We start from the raw sequence: 17,541 nt of genomic DNA on the forward strand, positions 1-17,541 counted from the left end.
TTCCGTTTGAGACCTGCCCTTTATAAAAAAAAGGAGGGGTTTTCCAACCATAGAGCAGGTGGAAAGTAATTTAATTTACACGGTGTATAATACTTCACAAATTAGACAAATAGATGTATACTAAACCTAAGCAATAGTCTATGACAATAATCACATATAACAATGACAATCGAGGAGTGATTTTCATGGGTCGTTTGACGGGGAAAGTTGCAATTATTACAGGTGCAGCCAATGGCATGGGAGCAGCGGAAGCTGTATTGTTCGCAAAGGAAGGTGCGAAAGTCGTTGCGACGGATATCCAAGAAAGCGCTTTACAGCAATTGCTTGAGCAAATGAAGGAAGCAGGCGGCGAAGGCATCGTGATGAAGCACGATGTAACATCTGAAGAAGGTTGGGAGCAAGTCGTTGCTGAGGCTGTTAAGCAATTCGGGAAGGTGGACATCCTTGTAAATAACGCTGGTGTAGCTTCTCCAAAAACAATGGTGCAAATGGGAATGGAGGAGTGGAACAAGGTGATGAACATTAACCTGAATGGCTGCGTGCTTGGTATGAAGGCTGTCATTCCGGAAATGAAGAAGGCAGGGGGCGGCTCGCTGATTAATATCTCCTCCATCGGCGGCATCGTAGGGATGGCAGGTTCTAGTCCTTACACTGCTGCAAAAGGGGCACTGCGGGCGCTGTCTAAATCTGCGGCGGTTGAATACGGCAAGGATCATATCCGTGTGAACTCCGTTCACCCTGGTATTATCGAAACACCGATGACCAAGGATTCCTTCAAGGACGCTGAGCCTTTCTACCGTACTTTTACACAGCTTCCTTACTTTGGACAGCCAGAGGATGTTGCATACGGGGTGCTCTTCCTTGCCTCTGACGAATCCCGCTTCATGACAGGAGCAGAGCTTGTGATTGATGGTGGATGGACAGCCCTCTAATATTTTGACGGATCCCTTATGATTAAGGTTATAAAGCAGCCGCTACCCTTGTTGGATAGCGGCTGCTGCTTTGTTTATTAAATCATGCTAAGAATAACGCGTGATCGGATTTTGAATGTAGGGTCCTTTTACGGAAAGATTAAGCAGTTGTTCCGCCATCTCTTCCTCGCCATAAGGCATGTGCTGCTCGACCCACCATATGATGACCTCAAGAAAGGCTGATTCGACATATTTAATAATCACTTCCCGCCTAGCGGTAAGATTCTGATCGTCCGGTTCGGTATGATTAATCCCATAGGTGACGAATTCATGAAGCACAGCGGACAATCCTGTAGTGAAATAAGCAACTCGATTCGTTACAAGCATTGCTCGGTAGAGATGGTAATGTTCTGCGATGTGATGAAAGATCTCTACAAATAGCGGGTGAGGCTTATCGGAAGTGAAATTAATTTGTGGAGCACTCTTCCACTTGATATTCACTTTGTCATGAAGCTCCTTAATGATCTGATCTACAATGCAAGTAAGCAGTTCATGCTTATCCTTAAAGTGCAGATAGAAGGTTGCACGCTTGATTGTTGCCCGGTCTGCTATATCCTGCACCGTAATTTGATCGAAATCCTGTTCTTCCATCAGCTGGATAAGGGCTTCCTGCAGCAGCCGATGGGTTCGAATTACACGAGGATCTCTTCTAGGTTCCGTCCTCATATTTCACGTTTCCTTTAACCATATTTTGTACTAAGTATAACATGCGTGATCACATGGAGAAAGGCAGGAAGGTTAATCGTGATTTAATAAAAAATACCGCTCTAACTATGAAAAAGTCTGAGCGGTAAGGTCTATATATGAAGAGGAGAATTAGTCCTCATCCTCATCTTCATCTTCGTCCTCATCATCGTCGTCATCGTCGTAATCTACTATTTCTTCGTCTTCGTCTTCATCCTCGTCATCACCGACGTAGTCCTCGTCGTCTTCATCTTCATCCTCATCGTCGCCGTCTACTTCATCGTCTCCATCTTCATCCTCGTCATCGCCAACGTAGTCTTCGTCTTCGTCTTCATCCTCGTCATCGCCAATGTAGTCTTCGTCGTCCTCGTCTTCATCCTCATCGTCGCCGTCTACTTCATCGTCTTCGTCTTCATCCTCGTCATCGCCAATGTAGTCTTCGTCGTCCTCGTCTTCATCCTCATCGTCGCCGTCTACTTCATCGTCTTCGTCCTCATCCTCGTCATCGCCAACGTAGTCCTCGTCGTCTTCGTCCTCATCCTCATCGTCGCCGTCTACTTCATCGTCTTCGTCCTCATCCTCATCGTCTTCATCTTCATCATCCTCATCGTCACTGCTGATAAGAACTTCATCCTCATCGTCCTCTTCATCTTCTAGAAGATCCAGATCGATTTCAAACTTTGTGCCGTCGAGAAGCTCAACCTCAACCTCTTCTACTTCTTCCCAATCAATATCAGATAACCAGGATAATAGAGAGGATTCTTTATCTTCAGAAAGTCCAGCTTCTAAAAGATCATCATAGTTATAACTCGTTGATTCGCCATTTACATATTCAATCTCGATATCTTCGATGTTTTCAATATTGTGGCTTAATAAATCAGCCTTCACTTTATTGAATTTCTCCAAATGTATCAAATCCTCTCTGTTCGAAGTAGACATAAATAATCTCTATTTACAATCTATTCTATGTAAAGTTGTCGTAACTGCTTGGGTGAATAGAAGAGAGGAAAGCGCGGATGTTTCTTGTTGTACAGACGTATATTTTCCCTATCAACCTATAATCGCCCTTACTGATTCTATTAAAATCACATACTTTAATCCATATCGTAGAAGAGAAGGGGCGAATGATATGAAAGGGTTGATTCTTTGTGCAGGCAGAGGCACCAGGCTCCAGCCTTTCTCTTATCTTACATCCAAGGTCCTTTTACCCGTTGCGAACAAGCCACTCATCTTTTATAACATCGAAAAGCTGATCGCGCTAGGGATCACCGAGATTGGAATTGTTATTCAGCCCGCACAGCATGACATGTTTATGGATGCTGTAGGCAAGGGCGAGCGTTGGGGCATCCAGTTGACCTACATCTATCAGCAGGGTCCGAATGGAATTGCGGATGCGGTCAAGCAATCGGAGGGCTTCATAGGAAGGGATTCCTTTATGCTGCTGCTGGGTGACAATCTGATTGAGCATTCCTTGCTGGAATTAAAGCAGTCAATTGTAACGGAAGGATTCGATGGTGCGCTGTTGCTTGGGGAAGTCAAGAAGCCACAAGATTACGGCATTGTAGAGATTCAGGAAGGAAAGATCGTTGGATTGGAAGAAAAGCCGCAGCATCCGAAATCTAATCTCGCTATTATGGGGGCTTATGCATTCACTTCAAGAATCTTTGAAGCCGTACAGGCCATCTCTCCTTCTAAAAGAGGAGAGTATGAAATGACAGATGCCATATCTTATCTCATTAACCTTGGACTCTCGATATCCTATGTCGTAACTTATGACTCTCACACGGACGTAGGTACAACGGAACGGTGGCTTGAAGCCAATCGATGGATGCTTGACAAGGTTGCGGGAACCGACGATCAGGATTCCTATGTGAGCGGCACGAACACCATCATTCCACCTGTGCTAATCGACTCTAGCAGTGTTTTGGAGCATTGTGTCGTTGGGCCATATGTGGTAGTTGGTCCTCAAGTCGTGCTTAACCACTGCGAGATGGAAGATAGCATCATACTGGAGGATGTCTTTTTAAGCCGCTGCAAACTGAAAGGGTCGATTGTAAGCCGCCAGTATGCGGTTCCGCCACTTGAGGGGGATGCGTAATGAACATTTTAGTCATAGGAACAGGCTATGTGGGAGCTACAACTGCCATATTGTTATCAGAGCTTGGTCATCAAGTAACAGGGCTTGATATGGAGGAGGAAAAGATTAAGCGGCTGCAGCAGGGCGTGCTTACTTTTTATGAACCAGGACTAGAGCCTTTGCTCCAAAAGCAGCTACAGCTTGAAAATCTGATGTTTACGACCGACTCTGTACAGGCCATTCAAGAGCATGACGTCATTTTTATCTGTGTCGGGACGCCGTCTCTCCCTGATGGCAGCACGGATTTGTCTGCGGTACGCAAGGTTTCAGCACGAATTGGACAGTTGATGGCAAGCCACAAGCTGATTGTTATTAAGAGTACGGTCCCGCCAGGGACTCAGCAGCGTGTGAAGCGCTGGATCAAGGATGCGCTCACGTACAAGACATCGTTTGATGTTGTGTCTAATCCTGAATTTCTAAGAGAAGGAAGCGCCGTTCATGATGCATTCCACCCGGACCGCATTATTATCGGAGGAGACTCTGAGGAGTCTCGCAGTCAGGTGGAACGGCTCTATGGAGACATGAATTGTCCGGTCGTTCATACGAATCCCGAGACGGCCGAGATGATTAAGTATGCTTCCAATGCATTTCTAGCAACCAAAATCTCATATATGAATGAGCTTGCTAGATTATGTGACGAGGTGGATGTGTCTGTTCAAACAGTGGCAGAAGGAATGGGATATGACCCGAGAATCGGGAAGTCCTTTTTGCAAGCGGGAATCGGTTATGGGGGCTCCTGCTTTCCGAAGGATGTGAAATCTCTGATTGCTTTGGGAAATGAGCATTACACCGAGCTAGGCATCCTGAAAAGAGTCGTGAAGGTGAATGATTCACAGTATCGTTACTTGTTGAAAAAGGTAAAGCGCCAGCTTGGACTGCTTCGAGGCAAGCGAATTGCCCTTCTTGGTCTAGCGTTCAAGCCTGGCACCGACGACTTAAGAGAGGCCCCATCACTAGCTATATTGAGTGAGCTGATGGAGAATGGGGCATTGCTTAAGGTGCATGATCCTGTAGCGAAGCTGCCAAGAGAGCTGCAGTTTCCATCAATAAAAGCATTTCCAAGCATTGAAGAGACGCTGCTTGGAGCGCACGCGATCATCCTGTGCACGGAATGGCCGCAATATGTGAGCGGAGCCTGGGAGGACTGGAGGCCTCTCGTCAAAAGTCCTTATGTATTCGATGGCCGAAATGCGCTCGATGCAAAGAAGCTTAAAGCGTTAGGTTACCATTATGAAGGTATAGGGGTTAGGTGAGGCATATGAGTCGCATCTTGGTTACAGGCGCGGCAGGCTTTATTGGCTCGCACCTGTGCGAGGAGCTGTTGAAGGAAGAAGGCAACGAAGTGATTGGGGTCGATGCGTTTCTTGACTATACAACGCCAGTATGGGTAAAAGAACGCAATCTGAAGCAGCTTCTCACACACCCGCGTTTTACATTTATGAACATTAACTTGTTGAAGGTAAACTGGGAGCTATTGCTCCCAGGAATAGATATTGTCTATCATTTGGCAGGAATGCCTGGGGTAAGAGCAAGCTTCGGTCCAGACTTCTCCTTGTATGCGGAAAACAACATCGTTGCAACACAGCGGTTATTGGAAGCTTGTAAAGAAAGTCTTGTGAAGAGGGTTATCTTTGCTTCCACTTCCTCTGTATATGGAGAGAAAAGAGGGAAGGTCGATGAGGATGCAAGCGAATTGCCTTTGTCACCATATGGAGTCAGCAAGCTAACCTGTGAGCACTTATGCCGCATTTATGGCGAGCAAGAAGGAATTCCGATTGTGATTCTCCGCTTTTTTACCGTGTACGGTCCAAGACAGCGGCCTGACATGGCCTTCCATCGCTTCATTAAGCACATGCTTGAAGGAGAGCCCATTCCATTGTATGGCGATGGTACTCAAAGTAGGGATTTTACTTATGTAGGGGATTGTGTGCGTGCGGTTGCAGCTGCCTCGACGGCGAAGCATCTGATCGGAGAGACCATTAATATCGGAGGAAAGGAAAGGGCTTCGATCAATACGTGCATTGCACTGCTTGAACAGCTGATCGGGCAGAAGGCCAGCATTCGCTGGATGGGCCACCCTCCGGGCGAGCCTAAGAGCACTTGGGCGGATGTATCCAAAGCGGAAAAGTTGTTAGGCTATGCACCAGTCGTGGATCTGAAGGAAGGATTGGCCGAAGAGGTCCGCTATCTAAAGGCTTTGTATCAACAATAGAGATGAGAAAACCTCTGTGCTGTTTTGATGAGAAGCACAGAGGTTTTGCTTTTTGAGATAAAAGTCCATTTTGAAGCATTTCATTATGCTATCCTTATCCCCAAACGGACAAGATCTCCTGAGCGACTCGATCCCAATGGAAATGGCTTTCCGCCAGGCGCCGGCCTCTTAAGCCCATCTGTCTCAATTCGTCCATATTGGACAGCAGGCTGTTGAGCTTCTCTGCGTAATCAAGCGGATTCTCAGGATCTGTCACGAGCAGCCCATTATTATTGATGATGATCTCTGGATTCCCCCCTCTTGCGGTTGTAAGAAACGGCAAGCCTGCCGCCATCGCTTCATAATGAACCCTTGCAAGCGGCTCATTCCAGATGGACGTACAGACGAATACATCTGCAGCAGAGAACCAACGATGGATTTCTTGCGCATCAATATATCCTGTAGTCATGACAGGAAGCGGGGAACGTTCAGCGATCGCTCTTACGTATCCGATATAGTCGCTCACCCGATTGTCGCTGTACCAAGCGCCGCCAACAACGACGAGGACCGCATTCGAATGTTTGATTTGGGACATCGCTCTTACGAGGACATGGGGCCCTTTATTCCGCGATAAGCGGCCAACAAACAGAATGACCTTTTTCGAATCCAATTGATGCTGGCTTCGCAGGGACTGCCTGTTCTGCATTGCAGATTGAGATTCCATCCATGGTGCGAATCGATCGAGATCAACGCCAGAGTAGATCGTGCGAAGCTTCGGCTCGACTGCCGGGAAATAGCGTGCAATTTCAGAGCCGATGTAATTGCTGATCGTAATGATGCGTTCGGTATGGGCAATGACAGCTTGCGCTTCCTCGGGCTTGATCTTAGCTGGGTTGAACATATCGTTGTGCATGCTTAGAACGATTCGGGACTGAGGAGCCACACTGCGAACGGGCAGCACCATCCGAGGACGGTTGAAGATGTGAATGAGGTCGTAATGCTCGCCGCTTGCGGCTAGAAATTGCACGACGCCGTCTGCATAGGTCTCAAACACGCCGCCCGATGGAATTCGGACGTAGCGCACGCCGTTGACCATTTCATCAGGCGGGAGTTCGGGATCGTCTCTGCCGACGATGGTGATGCGATGGTATTGACTAAGCTGGCGTGTGACTCCGCCGATATAGGTTTGAATGGCACCGCCTCTAATATTAGGCACGGGCAGCTTCTCCGTACAAATTAACAATACATTCATCGCCGTATTCCTCCTTTCATCAAGCGATCTTCCGTGATCGAGTGCTGCGTCTTGAACGTCTCAATCCATTCTTTGACAAGCTGCGTCTGCGCTTGACAGATCGTTTTGAAGAAGTGCTTTGGCTGCGTCTTGGTCGTGCGAGGCGCTTCTGAGTGGATGAACGAGACTTGCCTCGCTTCAGTGAGGATGAGGAACGTCTAGAAGACTTCCTGCGGGATGTTCTCCGAGCACGCCTTCTGCGGCGTAAAGGAGTAGGGGCTTCCTCTATAGCGGTCGCGGCAGGCACTGCCAGTGGGTCAATAGAAGGTGCATCTGCAGCTGGATCGCTGTTGGCAGTTGCGACGGCTGCTTGAGCTTCTGAAGCGGAGTCGCTGCTTGATTCCTCATTGGAATCCGCATTCCGCTCCCCGCTTTGTCGCCGACTGGCGAGCGGCTCCAATGCTCCATTGTCATCCCATTCTGTGTTTGTGATGATGGAGTTAAGCTCTTGAGAGGCTTCCGAAGCGGGATTACTGAAGGTAAAAGGAGAAGGATCATTTGCGAGCGGCGTCGCTCCAACAGGCGGGAGGGGAAGGTCCCATTCGACTGTCGTTGGCTCAACCACGTAGTCGCCTGCTGGATATTTGTCGATATCCTTCCACAGCTCCTGCAGTGCTTGAGCTTTTGTGCTTTCCGTCGTAAGCACGCGCTGCAGAATTGGAGTTAGCTCCATGTTCATGAAGGTGACAGGATCGAATACGATTTCCTTCACATGTTTATAGAACTCATTTGGGAAGGCCATATCAATCCATAGAATCTCAAACATTTCCCGGTCCATCGGGTTGCCTTGATTGTAGGCTTCAATCATGCCGCGTATCCAAGTCAGATCCCACACACCCATGTCGTCCATCGTGCTCGTAATCAGCTTCCGCAAATCACGGAACGGAAGGTCATATGCGACACCGTCCAAGTCGATAACCCAGATTCCTCCTGGTCCCATCTGTCCGTTCGACCAGCCGTAATCCTGGTGGGCAAGTCCCCAATAGGGCTCCCCCATTGCGGTCATCTTGGCATAGCTTGAGGTGAGGAAGCGGTCAAGCGCCTCTCTCGCCTGGCGTTCAAAGTCATCAACGACCTGAAGCAATGGGGCGCTTCCTGCCGTGTCTGGATAGGCTTCGGCAATATGCTTGAACCAACCGATCTTGGTGATGATCTTCTCGTAGTTCTTGATCCACCCATAGATCCGTGAGGAGCGTGCTGCACCGTGAGGAGGAGCATATCCTTTTGTATGAAAATGAAACTCTCCAAGTCCTTTACATAAGGCTGAGGCTCCTTCCAAATCAATCTTGGAGGCTTGCTGAAGCGCAATCCAATCCGTAACGATCCATAGCTTCCCTCCGGCTTCCACGTACAATTGGCCGTCCATGGTCGGAATGAGAGCGGGCACGCGAGCACCCTGTTCAACAAGATACTGCTGGGCACCGACGCTGAATAGGCTTCGCTGTGGAATACGATGAAGCACCTTGATGCTTCTTGTTCCTTTATTAGTCTCAATACGCCAGATCGCTCCGCCCTTGTCTGGCTTTGAAGTTACAAGCACCATGCTGGATACCTGCATATCGTAATTTTTCATAACCTGATAGGCGAGATCTTCCAGCTCAGGTGGAACATACTGCTCGAGAACGACTCCGGGTGAAACGGTGTTCACCAAGTGATCCCAAGGCACGACTTGATATTGATCCAAGAGGCTCCCTCCATTCTAGGCATTCTTCGCTGCATCAAGATTCATCACAGCTTGTTGATAGGTATCTAGCAGCCTCCTTGTCACGGTGGAGATGCGATATCGTTCATTCACATGATCTCTGCCCCAGTGGGTAAGCATTCGCCGATCCTGCTCGTTCAAGTTGAGCACACGCTCAATCTCGGACATCAGCTTCACGATGGTAAAGGACTCTGGGGTAGAGCCATGATCGCCGAACCAGCTGTCCCAGGCAGCGGAGGCATTTGAAGAATGAACGGCCCCAATGTACCCTTTGGTTCCGAACGCGATAAACGGCAGCATGCTGGCCATTGCCTCTAAGCCGACTCGTCCTGTGCCTATTACACAATCTGCAACCTGAAAGTACGAATGAATGTTTACGGTTTCTCCTGTAAAGGTAAGAATCTGCTGCGGGTAGAGCAGGTGCTCTTGCTTTGCTAGATCGGAGAGCAGTTTTTCGTCTTTGCCGTCTCCAACGATAAGCATATAAAGTCGCTGAAAACCAAAATTTCTTAAGGCTGAGGCTGCATGAATAACCTGCTTGCAAATGTCCGCCTTCTCCCAGGATAATCGGCTCGCATACATCGCGATCAAGGCATCCTGAGGCAATCCAAGTTTCTTTCTTAGATGTTCGCGGTAGACGCGGCTCCTCGGTTGGTATTCATCGACATCAATGCCGTTAGGAATTAAGTGTGAGCTGATTCCATTGGTGCGAAGCATTCGTTCTACCGCAGGACTAACGCTGATGACGATGGCATCCTTCATCTCTTCTAGGAAGGTATGATCGTAATACGTGCCGTGGACAGTAAATACAAAAGGAATGTGGGCAGCTTCCGCTACAGCCTTTGCGATTTTTCCGGAAGGGAATTGGTGGGCGTGAATAATATGAATGGTATTGAGCTCCACGATGGAGGCAAGCATCTGAAGGAGCTCCTGCTCACGCTCGGTATTAGGCTCATGATAGTCCGTCACGAAGTCAAGCTCATACACAGGGCACCCAAGTCCATTGAAGGATTGAAGAAGTTTGCCTTGCTTGCCGGCTACCGTAACCTTCACTCCCTGGCGAAGCAGTTCCCGAGTAAGGGAGAGGGTGTAGGTTTCCGTTCCTCCGATGTTGAACTGATCGAGAACCATCAAAATATGCAACGGCGGAGCGGATATTTTTTCTAGTGGGGAAAAAGAGGATCTTGAGGATCTTTGAGTGGAATCTCGCTTTCTGCGGGCATCTTGCTTGGAATGTGAAGGGGGATGGGAAGATTGCTTCGAGCTGGAAGTCTTGGCATTCTGGGCTGAAGATCGTTTACTGTTGCTCATTCTTTCACATCCTTTCCACAGGCGTACACGTATACTGCTATACTTATGTCATTGCGAGTGGAATGGCATGTATATTAGCGGAAGGAGCTCAAAAAGTTGTAAATCTGTTCTCAGGCAGATGAACTTTCTTTTACAGCTGAATATAGTATAGAAGCGGGATCATGCGAGGATCTCTCGAGCGTTAAGAAGGAGCGATCTCCATGTTACACGATGAGCAAGCCCAAGAGCATGGATATGAACAGATCATGCATACTGCATGCAGCCGCTTTGATCTTGGCAGCTGGTCAGGGCAATTGGATCGGCTTAGCGGTTCCTTTAATGAAACCTTTCGCTTCAGCACGGACCGAGGAATGTACGTTATTCGCCTGCTTAATCCATCAACAAGCATCCCACGGCTTGAAGAGCTTCAGTCAGTTATCATGCATCTAAACGAGGAAGGGCTTCCTGTACCTCTGCCCTTTCTTACGCAAGAGAACACCTGCTTCTCCATTATTGATGAGCGCGTGGTACAGGTTGCACCGAATCTGTCTGGTCAAAGATTCCATTGCCACAGCGAGCAGGTACACGCGAGCGGCCAAATGCTCAAGAGACTACATCGTACGCTGCTTGGACGCAAGTTGAACCTTAAGCCTGCGCATTCCTTCTATCCCACACAGGACTATTACACAGAAGCGCTAAAGCAGCTTCAACGATTAGATGGGATTCCTGCGAGTGAACTTGATCAAGTGGCATGTTATGCTGAGCGGATCGAACAGTCTTGGAACAGTATGGGAAGGCTCCCAAGCACTTTGATTCACGGAGACTGGCATTTTTGGAACCAACTGTATACCAAGCATCGCATTAGTGCGGTACTCGACTTTGATTACATGGAAGAGGGAATTCGCATACATGATGTTGCCTATGCTTTATGGTGCATCTATATCTTGCTGCCGCGCTATCAGGACACATTCGACGTTGCTTTCTTAGAAGGCTACGGCATGCTTACGTCTGAAGAACGAGAGCTGCTGCCGGCTGCTGTCGCGCGAATATCGTTGTTCTTCCTGCTGCATGCTGTGACGAGTGCTGATCCACTAGAAAAATGGGAGAAGCAGGTCCAAAGGCAGCTTCCGCTGCTTGCATGGCTTCAAGAAGAAGGCGGGAAGCGTATTAGCGCCGTTAAGCCTAACCACGATGAGAAGAGCCGTTAGACTAGTTATTAGGCTAACGGCTTTTTTATTTGATCGGAGTGTTGATCGATCTAGATGTTGTTTGTTGAGCTGCGGGGCAGGACAGTTTAGTTATATCTGTTTTTAACCTTACCTAGTAGGCTTACGTTGAATGAAAATCCATGTATCATAGGATCATAAGGAGGGATAACATTGCATTCAAAACAAAATCTCGTTCTTGTTCAAGATTACAAGGATGATAAAGTTTACAGAGATCGTTTTAATCAATTAACGAGTCTCGTGTTTGATATAAATTTTGAAGATTGGTATCAAAAAGGATGTTGGGATGACCGCTACATATGCTATTCATTTCTAAAAGATCACGAAATCGTTGCTAATGTTTCCATCAGCAAAATGGATGTCAGGATTCATAGAGAAAACAAGAAAGCGATTCAAATAGGAACGGTCGCTACTCATCCTGATTATAGGGGGATGGGCCTTTCTAGGGCATTAATGGAGCATGTTCTTCATCTTTACGAGCAAGAGTGTGATCTCTTCTTCTTATTTGCTAATCGTTCTGCACTTGACTTTTATCCCAAATTTGGATTTGAACCCGTTCATGAATGGCAATTCGAACTTAAAAGGGATCCCATTCCAAATAGAGACTCTATCCTGCGCAAGCTTGATTGTTCCAGTGAAGAAGACTTGCAATTTATCAAACGAATGGTGCTATCCCGTAAACCGATTTCCGAGCAATTCGGGGTCAGCAATAACCAAGGGCTCTTTATGTTCTATGCATTACATGCATTTCCTGACTCCATCTATTATTCACAAGAGGATGACGCCATTGTTGTCTATCAACAGGAGGGTCATACGCTGCATCTATATGATGTCGTAAGTCAAGGTGATATAAATATGCAATGCTTGCTTAAGCGCATTGCAAATAAGGAGACGGAGAGTATTCATTTTCATTTCACGCCCGATCCGTGTATGGAGATCGCTCAATGCGAGCCGTGGGATAATGATGATGATAGGCTCTTTATTAAAGCTAACTTTGACCTGGATAAAAAGGCAATGTTCCGTGTGCCTTTATTAGCGCATGCGTAGAGTTTGAGAGCGAGTAGGATTTATGGAGACAGGTCAGGGGAAGGACAATAATGGAGTGGCTTTTCGGAGCTATATGTATTCGTTATAGCAGAATCGGAAGAGGGATCAAGATCCGCTCTTCCGATTCTTTTATTTCTTCTTTTTTCATTTACGGTATGGGTTTAAGTCTTAATCTCAATCTCAGCCGTTCTCCCTTTATACCAATCCAGGAACATCACGGACAGTTCATTAGGAACATCTTCTATCTTGGCATGGTATACAGGCTTTCCGCGATTGATGGTTCCGAGTGATGCAAGCCCAAGCCTGCGCTGAAGCGGGTTGCTCGAGACTTTAATCTCAATAATTTTATTGCGCTTCGAGATAAAAAGCTTGGTAGACCAGCTTCCTGTTTTAAATTGAACAAAATGTTGGCTCAGCACATAGCGCGTATTCTTGAAGTCCATGATTCTAGACACAAGAACGTAGAGCAGCAGCGCACATGACAGCACCCACCACCAGCCGTTATAGCCGAACCATGAAGGCTTGAAGGCAATAAGCGAGCCAGTAGCGATCATCCATATCCAGCTTGGCCTAGCAAGCCGTACCCAGATCGAAGCATTGGGCAGCTTATACATATGCTCATTTACTTCATAGGCTGGGAGTATCTCCTTAATCATGGCATAGGCCTGCTTGACCGGAAGATAAGGGTAGAGCGAGCTGCTCTTGAGCTTCTCATCCTCAAAGGACAGGTCGCCAGCGCTCGTTAGCCTCACCTCGGCAAGACCCAATATGCGCTTCATGAATGACTGCTCAATCTCGACTGCCTGCACCTTGTCTTTAGCAATAGAAAAGGAGGATTCCTGAATCAGGCCTCTCACAATAAAGATGTGCGAAGCATCCGACGATATCTCATACTTTCCATAGATCAAGAAGGTCCGGATGAGACCAAAAGCCAATGATAGAAGAACTAGAGCCGCAATTAGAATCACAAGCATCCACCAAGACTCTAAGAGGTAGATGAAAACGCCCTCTGCTTCCTCCTCAACATGGAACATCTCATCCAGCTTAAAGTAAAAAGATACAAGCAGTGGAAGGAGCACCAGAAAGCTAAGAGATGTAAAGGAGGCCTTTATAATATCTTTTCGTGTAGGTCTAAAATGAATCGTACGACCGGCAGTGTTCCGTTTCGGGCTCGCGATGCGAGGCTGATGCTCTTCCTTGATCCTCTCTGTGCAGCTTGAATCCAGCCCAGAAGTCTCAGTTCCTGATACATCTCTGCTTTCATCCGCTTCATTCTCGATAAGAATATCCGTTTCGCCCTGTATAGCTTGCCCTGTCACCAGATGAACGATCCTATCCGCCTCTTCTATCGTGACCACCTTGAACACGATGGCCGCCTCTTCGCCGCTTATTCCTGTTTCGAATCGAAGGGAAGTGACATGGAGCAACTTATGAAACAAGGACGTGTGACGGCTGTGGTTCTGGACTTTTGAATACGGAATCGACTGTTTCTTTTGATGCATCAATCCTTTATAGAGATGAAAAGCATGATCATCAAGCTCGTATCTGCGCGAGAACCATCTCCAGACGATTGCAATCAGGCTGATCACAAGAAACAGATAGAATGCGAGTCTTCCGTAATGCACAAAGTTCGAGGTGGACTTCCACTGAAATACAAATAAATAAAGGACGATAAAGAAGGAGTTTTTAATGAGACTCCCAAGCTCAAACAGCATCACGTACGGATGATAGCGCTTGTCCTTCATCATTGCTCCACCTCATCCACCTTGGCGTATTGCGCAATCTGATTGCGAAGCGCTACGGCCACTTCCTTCGGAAGCGCAGGAATGGAATGAGAGGAGCCCATCGTCTCAACGGAGATCGAGCAAAGCCCGTATTTGCGGAGCAGAGGTCCTTGCACGGTAGATACGGACTGCACCTTGGTCATTGGTACAAGCTGATGGATTTCCTTCCATGCGCCGGATTTTAGCTGCAAGTACTCCTCATCGACTCCGTAGCGCCAATTTTTATACAGCAGGAACGGCTTTATCCATGACCATATGGTTAAAGGAATCGAGAGGATGGTAATACCTATAAGGACCCATTGAACCCAAGGATACCAATCATAGCGATGGTCGAGGTAAAAGAGGATGCCAAGTATGATAAACCCGATAATATTAAGAATGGTATCACTAATGATCCACACCTTTACGGCATCCTTGGATAATCGGTGTGCGGGTGGTGCAATGCGAGTTGTCATTCAAATCACTCCTAAGTTGTTTGCCACCTATGGTAGAATTACGTTATTTCACCCTATATATGTTACGTTAATTATAACTCCAACGTTTCACAGCTGAATAGATAGGAAGGGAGAGGCAAGGGGATGGACAAGCGAGCGATGAACCAACATCTTGAAAAAAGGCTCAAGGAGCAGGGGCACCTGATCGGAGTAGCGGCAGGCTCCGGCATGACGGCAAAGTATGCGGAGAAAGGCGGAGCAGACTTTATCCTTGCGCTGAGCTCTGGCCGGTATCGTCAGATGGGAGTGAGCTCCTTGGCAGGCTTCATGCCCTTTGCCAACAGCAACGAGCTTGTCATGGAATTCGGCGCCAAGGAGATCATCCCGATTGTACGCCATATCCCTGTTGTGTTCGGATTATGCGCAACGGATGTAACGATTGATATGGAGCAGTATGTGGAGCAGATTCGTATGCAAGGCTTCTCTGGCATTAACAATTACCCTACCGTCGGCATGATGGATGGCCAGTACCGAGAGGCATTGGAGGAGGCGGGATTATCATTTGATGCGGAAGTGGAAGCAATACGGCTTGCGAGCAACAAGCAAATGTTTACGGTTGCCTTTGTGTTTAGTGCGGAACAGGCGAAGAAGATGCTGCATGCAGGAGCTGACGTTATTTGCGCGCATTTGGGCTTTACGAAGGGCGGCGCATTAGGCGCAAAAAAAGTGCTTTCTATAAAGGAAGGCGCACTGCTTGCAAGAGAGGTATTTGCAGCATGCGAGGAGGAAACAACGGAGCGGAAGCCTTTTTATATGGTTTATGGCGGGCCAATCAGTACGCCCATCGATGTGAAGTCGATGTATAATCTCACAGGAGCACACGGCTATATCGGTGGCTCCTCGTTCGAGCGTATTCCGCTTGAGAATACGATTGCGAAGACCGCTTTTGACTTTAAGCGTGCAGGGGATAAAAAGCAGGACAGCGATCTGAACCACCAGATCGAGGAATTAAGGCAGCACTATGATTATGTCTCCTTTGTAAAGGAGTACGTGGCAGAGCATTATCATGAAGAGCTTTCATTCAGTGAAATTGCAAGGCTGGCCCATGTCTCTAGAACCTATTTGAGCGCGTTGTTTAAAAAAGAGGTGGGGTACCCGTTCACCACGTATCTGACTGAAACTCGCTTGAATAAGGCCAAGGAATGCATTCAGCTTGGACACGTCAAGCTGGTTGATGTCGCGAGCATGGTCGGCTATAACGACTACGTGCATTTTAGCAAAATGTTCAAGAGGCAGTTTGGCATGTCGCCGCGAGAATATCAGCGTGACATTGAGGCAAAGAAATGAAGGGGTATCAATAGACCTGTTGATGAAGGGTCTTCCAACAAGGCTCAGGTAGACGCGGGCTGTGCTGTTGTTGGTTTGGTGCTTGTATCATACATAAACACAACTTTAGCATACATGAATACAATCGTTTTGTGAGAAGAAAGCGTATACTTAAGTCATAAGCAAGACGAATAACAAGAACAACGACTCCATTGACATGGAATATGGAAAAGGAGGAACACCCGATGAAAACGGTAGCAGTTGTGGGCACGTTTGATACGAAGGGGAAAGAATTTCAGTTTGTTCAAAGCATCTTGCAGGGCTTAGGCGTGAACACCCTTATGATACACAGCGGAGTATTCGAGCCCATGTTTACACCGGACGTTTCAAATCGTGATATTGCTAAGGCTGTAAAAGAGGATATGGACGATATCGCAAGGCAGAAGGATCGTGCTAGAGCGACAGAGGTGCTGGCGCGAGGGCTTGAGGTATTGATTCCGAAGTTATATAAAGAAGGCCGATTCGACGGCATCTTATCCTTTGGCGGCAGCGGCGGAACGTCTATTGTGACGCCCGGAATGAGAGCGCTTCCAATTGGGGTGCCGAAAATGATGGTATCAACGGTTGCTTCCGGCAATGTATCTCAGTACGTTGGCACCAGCGATATTATGATGTATCCGTCCATTGTCGATGTGGCGGGACTCAATACCATCTCCATCAAAATTTTCACAAATGCTGCCTTGGCAATGGCAGGTATGGTGAAGCATGAGATTTCGGACCAAGAAGTGGAGAAGAAGCCTCTTATCGCAGCGACGATGTTCGGCGTGACGACCCCTTGTGTGGATCAGGCACGCGAGTATTTGGAGTCACAGGGCTACGAGGTGATCGTATTCCACGCTACAGGAGCTGGCGGGAAAACGATGGAGAAGCTGATCGAATCCCATTACTTTGATGGCGTGCTCGACTTAACGACAACGGAGTGGTGTGATGAGCTGGTTGGCGGTGTATTGAATGCAGGCCCTCATCGACTAGAAGCAGCAGGTCGTGCAGGTGTTCCGCAGGTTGTCTCTGTCGGTGCGCTGGATATGGTTAACTTCGGCCCCTACGATACGGTACCGGAGAAGTTCCAAGCTCGGAATCTGTACAAGCATAATCCGACAATCACCCTCATGCGTACGACCGTAGAGGAAAATGAGCAGCTTGGCAAAATCATTGCAGAGAAGCTGAATCCAACCAACTCGAAGACAGCACTCCTGCTGCCGCTTAAGGGTGTATCCGCGCTGGATGCGAAGGATCAGCCTTTCTACGGTACAGAAGAGGATCAGATGCTGTTTGACACCTTAAGACAGCACCTGGATACATCCAGGGTAGAATTGATTGAAGTGGACGCTCATATCAACGATCAGACCTTTGCGCTTCAAGCCGCAAAGAAGCTGGTTGAGCTGATGCAGGCATAAG

The 17,541-nt window shown here is 47.7% G+C and carries 15 protein-coding genes; 8 read left to right on the plus strand and 7 right to left on the minus strand.

Going from position 1 to position 17,541, the window contains the following annotated elements; genetic code table 11:
* The first annotated feature begins 185 nt into the window (after positions 1 to 185).
* Positions 186 to 932, plus strand: coding sequence for an SDR family NAD(P)-dependent oxidoreductase (locus I2H74_RS05935; RefSeq protein WP_195572427.1), 747 nt, complete (start codon positions 186 to 188; stop codon positions 930 to 932).
* Positions 933 to 1,019: 87 nt separating this feature from the next.
* Here the strand turns inward: I2H74_RS05935 and I2H74_RS05940 are convergent, their stop codons facing one another.
* Both I2H74_RS05940 and I2H74_RS05945 read right to left on the minus strand, forming a co-directional pair.
* Positions 1,020 to 1,637 carry a TetR/AcrR family transcriptional regulator gene (locus I2H74_RS05940; RefSeq protein WP_195572429.1) on the minus strand — a complete coding sequence of 206 codons (618 nt, stop codon included), beginning with the start codon at positions 1,635 to 1,637 and terminating at the stop codon, positions 1,020 to 1,022.
* 150 nt (positions 1,638 to 1,787) lie between these two features.
* On the minus strand, positions 1,788 to 2,561 hold the full coding sequence (locus I2H74_RS05945) for a hypothetical protein (RefSeq protein WP_195572431.1): 774 nt from the start codon (positions 2,559 to 2,561) through the stop codon (positions 1,788 to 1,790).
* Positions 2,562 to 2,784: 223 nt separating this feature from the next.
* Here I2H74_RS05945 and I2H74_RS05950 point away from each other — a divergent pair, with 223 nt between their 5' ends.
* From I2H74_RS05950 to I2H74_RS05960, 3 genes are read left to right on the plus strand one after another with little or no spacing between them, the layout of a single operon-like run.
* Positions 2,785 to 3,753: a sugar phosphate nucleotidyltransferase gene (locus I2H74_RS05950; protein ID WP_195572433.1), complete on the plus strand. Its 969-nt coding sequence runs from the start codon at positions 2,785 to 2,787 to the stop codon at positions 3,751 to 3,753.
* A complete protein-coding gene (locus tag I2H74_RS05955) occupies positions 3,753 to 5,045 on the plus strand; it encodes a UDP-glucose dehydrogenase family protein (protein WP_195572435.1) in 1,293 nt (430 codons plus the stop codon). Before I2H74_RS05950 ends, I2H74_RS05955 begins: the two co-directional genes overlap by 1 nt.
* Positions 5,046 to 5,050: 5 nt before the next feature.
* Positions 5,051 to 6,004, plus strand: coding sequence for an NAD-dependent epimerase/dehydratase family protein (locus I2H74_RS05960; RefSeq protein WP_195572438.1), 954 nt, complete (start codon positions 5,051 to 5,053; stop codon positions 6,002 to 6,004).
* Positions 6,005 to 6,098: 94 nt separating this feature from the next.
* On the opposite strand, the gene I2H74_RS05965 is transcribed toward I2H74_RS05960, so the two are convergent.
* Genes I2H74_RS05965 through I2H74_RS05975 form a run of 3 tightly spaced genes read right to left on the minus strand, consistent with a single transcriptional unit; the run spans position 6,099 to position 10,287 of the window.
* Positions 6,099 to 7,235 carry a glycosyltransferase family 4 protein gene (locus I2H74_RS05965; RefSeq protein WP_195572440.1) on the minus strand — a complete coding sequence of 379 codons (1,137 nt, stop codon included), beginning with the start codon at positions 7,233 to 7,235 and terminating at the stop codon, positions 6,099 to 6,101.
* A gap of 19 nt (positions 7,236 to 7,254) precedes the next feature.
* Positions 7,255 to 8,958 carry a CotS family spore coat protein gene (locus I2H74_RS05970; protein ID WP_195572441.1) on the minus strand — a complete coding sequence of 568 codons (1,704 nt, stop codon included), beginning with the start codon at positions 8,956 to 8,958 and terminating at the stop codon, positions 7,255 to 7,257.
* Between the two features lie 15 nt (positions 8,959 to 8,973).
* Complete coding sequence (locus tag I2H74_RS05975) at positions 8,974 to 10,287, minus strand: glycosyltransferase family 4 protein (protein ID WP_195572443.1); 1,314 nt, start codon at positions 10,285 to 10,287, stop codon at positions 8,974 to 8,976.
* Between the two features lie 200 nt (positions 10,288 to 10,487).
* Between I2H74_RS05975 and I2H74_RS05980 the strand changes: the two genes are divergently transcribed.
* The gene (locus tag I2H74_RS05980; protein ID WP_195572445.1) at positions 10,488 to 11,474 is read left to right on the plus strand and encodes a phosphotransferase; all 987 of its coding nucleotides are present in this window, start codon (positions 10,488 to 10,490) and stop codon (positions 11,472 to 11,474) included.
* 171 nt (positions 11,475 to 11,645) lie between these two features.
* Entirely contained in the window at positions 11,646 to 12,539 is an 894-nt protein-coding gene (locus tag I2H74_RS05985) for a GNAT family N-acetyltransferase (protein ID WP_195572447.1), read from the plus strand.
* Positions 12,540 to 12,700: 161 nt separating this feature from the next.
* On the opposite strand, the gene I2H74_RS05990 is transcribed toward I2H74_RS05985, so the two are convergent.
* Together I2H74_RS05990 and I2H74_RS05995 are read right to left on the minus strand one after the other, a co-directional pair.
* Entirely contained in the window at positions 12,701 to 14,287 is a 1,587-nt protein-coding gene (locus tag I2H74_RS05990; protein ID WP_195572449.1) for a PH domain-containing protein, read from the minus strand.
* The gene (locus tag I2H74_RS05995; protein ID WP_195572451.1) at positions 14,284 to 14,778 is read right to left on the minus strand and encodes a PH domain-containing protein; all 495 of its coding nucleotides are present in this window, start codon (positions 14,776 to 14,778) and stop codon (positions 14,284 to 14,286) included. Before I2H74_RS05995 ends, I2H74_RS05990 begins: the two co-directional genes overlap by 4 nt.
* Before the next feature lie 123 nt (positions 14,779 to 14,901).
* Between I2H74_RS05995 and I2H74_RS06000 the strand changes: the two genes are divergently transcribed.
* Positions 14,902 to 16,104, plus strand: coding sequence for a phosphoenolpyruvate hydrolase family protein (locus I2H74_RS06000; RefSeq protein ID WP_195572453.1), 1,203 nt, complete (start codon positions 14,902 to 14,904; stop codon positions 16,102 to 16,104).
* Between the two features lie 224 nt (positions 16,105 to 16,328).
* Positions 16,329 to 17,540, plus strand: coding sequence for a Tm-1-like ATP-binding domain-containing protein (locus I2H74_RS06005; RefSeq protein ID WP_195572455.1), 1,212 nt, complete (start codon positions 16,329 to 16,331; stop codon positions 17,538 to 17,540).
* Position 17,541: the final 1 nt, after the last annotated feature.

It is taken from the genome of Paenibacillus sp. 1001270B_150601_E10, from assembly GCF_015558675.1.
In the GTDB taxonomy this organism is placed as follows: Bacteria; Bacillota; Bacilli; order Paenibacillales; family Paenibacillaceae; genus Paenibacillus_B.

What these genes read in the sequence shown, in the direction of transcription:
- I2H74_RS05935 (WP_195572427.1), top strand. Translation starts at nt 186, where the DNA reads ATGGGTCGTTTGACGGGGAAAGTTGCAATTATTACAGGTGCAGCCAAT.
- I2H74_RS05940 (WP_195572429.1), bottom strand. Translation starts at nt 1,637, where the DNA reads ATGAGGACGGAACCTAGAAGAGATCCTCGTGTAATTCGAACCCATCGG.
- I2H74_RS05950 (WP_195572433.1), top strand. Translation starts at nt 2,785, where the DNA reads ATGAAAGGGTTGATTCTTTGTGCAGGCAGAGGCACCAGGCTCCAGCCT.
- I2H74_RS05955 (WP_195572435.1), top strand. Translation starts at nt 3,753, where the DNA reads ATGAACATTTTAGTCATAGGAACAGGCTATGTGGGAGCTACAACTGCC.
- I2H74_RS05960 (WP_195572438.1), top strand. Translation starts at nt 5,051, where the DNA reads ATGAGTCGCATCTTGGTTACAGGCGCGGCAGGCTTTATTGGCTCGCAC.
- I2H74_RS05965 (WP_195572440.1), bottom strand. Translation starts at nt 7,235, where the DNA reads ATGAATGTATTGTTAATTTGTACGGAGAAGCTGCCCGTGCCTAATATT.
- I2H74_RS05975 (WP_195572443.1), bottom strand. Translation starts at nt 10,287, where the DNA reads ATGAGCAACAGTAAACGATCTTCAGCCCAGAATGCCAAGACTTCCAGC.
- I2H74_RS05980 (WP_195572445.1), top strand. Translation starts at nt 10,488, where the DNA reads ATGTTACACGATGAGCAAGCCCAAGAGCATGGATATGAACAGATCATG.
- I2H74_RS05990 (WP_195572449.1), bottom strand. Translation starts at nt 14,287, where the DNA reads ATGATGAAGGACAAGCGCTATCATCCGTACGTGATGCTGTTTGAGCTT.
- I2H74_RS05995 (WP_195572451.1), bottom strand. Translation starts at nt 14,778, where the DNA reads ATGACAACTCGCATTGCACCACCCGCACACCGATTATCCAAGGATGCC.
- I2H74_RS06000 (WP_195572453.1), top strand. Translation starts at nt 14,902, where the DNA reads ATGGACAAGCGAGCGATGAACCAACATCTTGAAAAAAGGCTCAAGGAG.
- I2H74_RS06005 (WP_195572455.1), top strand. Translation starts at nt 16,329, where the DNA reads ATGAAAACGGTAGCAGTTGTGGGCACGTTTGATACGAAGGGGAAAGAA.